The sequence below is a fragment of the Pedobacter sp. 10L46_2 genome, assembly GCF_056395165.1.
Map to the genome: position 1 here is coordinate 1 of NZ_JBFTIZ010000110.1, position 1,345 is coordinate 1,345.

The following is a 1,345-nucleotide window of genomic DNA, read 5'->3' on the forward strand; positions in this document are numbered from 1 at the left end:
GTATCAGATAAAAGAAAATCCTCTATTAATCGCAGCTCATTCCATGATGTCTTCATATTCCAATGATTTTTCTTTTACAGTTTCTTTTATTTTTTCGAGGCATTTAAATTTCTGAACAGTTGCTGACCGGGCGCTTGAAAATCCAAATCGTTCAGCCAGTGTTTCCATATTCAGCTTTTCATAATAAAAAGCGCTTAGGAGCTGCATACATTTCTGACCTGCCGTTTGCATCAAATGAAGTAATCTGGAAGAAGATACCTCTTCATAGACAGAATCAGCCGGGGCTGCGTCTTCATCTAGTTCAATATTCAATTGATCAAGAGGCAGCTGCTTGCTGGTTTCTTTGTACCGTTTATTCCAAAGATATTTGGTAATGCCAAAAAGGTATGCTTTTTCGCTATGTTTAAGCACTATCTTAGCATGCTTTACTTTTTCATAATAAATGATCAGCGCATCCTGAAAAATATCTTTGGCTTCATCAAATGATCCGCCCATTCTACTCACATGGCTTGCTACAAGAGGAAAAGTATCCTGGTACAGCGACATCAGCAAAGCTTCATTATCTGTGCTTACTTTATCTTTATTGAGTTTTGTAACCATTGCAACTATGTTTTAATAGTATGTGCCAGTTTGGACATAAATATCACCCAAATCTGGTAATTATTTTTTACTATTTTTTTTCTACATAGAAAGCAATACGGCTACATAATGGCAAATTGCTGCGGCAAGTACCATTGCGTGCCATAAGGAATGCGTATATGATCGTTTACCAAATAGGTAGACAATAGTTCCGGCCGAATATAATGCCGCACCGATAAAAAGCATAATGACCACAGATTCCGGAAGCACTGAAAAGAATCTATTGCCTCCAATAACCATCATCCAGCCCATAAGCAAGTAAATAATTGTTGACACTATATTAAACTTGCCCGTAAACCATATTTTAAAAAATACACCTAAAAGCGTTAGTCCCCATAATACCGAAAGCAGGGTGATACCGAAATGGTTGTTCATATAGATGAGTAGGAAAGGAGTGTAGGTTCCGGCAATCAGGAAATAAATACTAATGTGATCAAAGATTTCGAATAATCTTTTTACTGCCGGTTCCAGGGCCAGGTGGTATACCATTGAGCAAGTAAATAAAAGCATAAAGCAAAAGCCGTATATTCCGGCGCCGACAATTGCCGGGACATTGTTGTGAGCGGTTGCAATTCCTACTAATACCGGGAGGCCACTAACGCCAAATACGACTCCAATACCATGTATCAGTCCATGAACCAGTTCTTGTTTTCTGGTATACTTGTATTTAAGTTCCCCCATCAAATAAGTAACAATTGAACTTTGT

The 1,345-nt window shown here is 38.1% G+C and carries 2 protein-coding genes; both read right to left on the bottom strand.

Features of this window, described 5'->3' with window-relative positions; genetic code table 11:
* Positions 1-36 precede the first annotated feature (36 nt).
* Positions 37-600 (bottom strand): RNA polymerase sigma factor, encoded by a 564-nt coding sequence (locus AC1DDX_RS13610; protein WP_288879255.1) that lies wholly within the window; start codon positions 598-600, stop codon positions 37-39.
* 81 nt (positions 601-681) lie between these two features.
* A partial coding sequence (gene trhA / locus AC1DDX_RS13615; protein ID WP_477622155.1) for a PAQR family membrane homeostasis protein TrhA occupies positions 682-1,345 on the bottom strand: 664 nt, incomplete at its 5' end.

Coding starts and splice junctions, on each gene's coding strand:
- AC1DDX_RS13610 (WP_288879255.1), bottom strand. CDS start 600: ATGGTTACAAAACTCAATAAAGATAAAGTAAGCACAGATAATGAAGCT.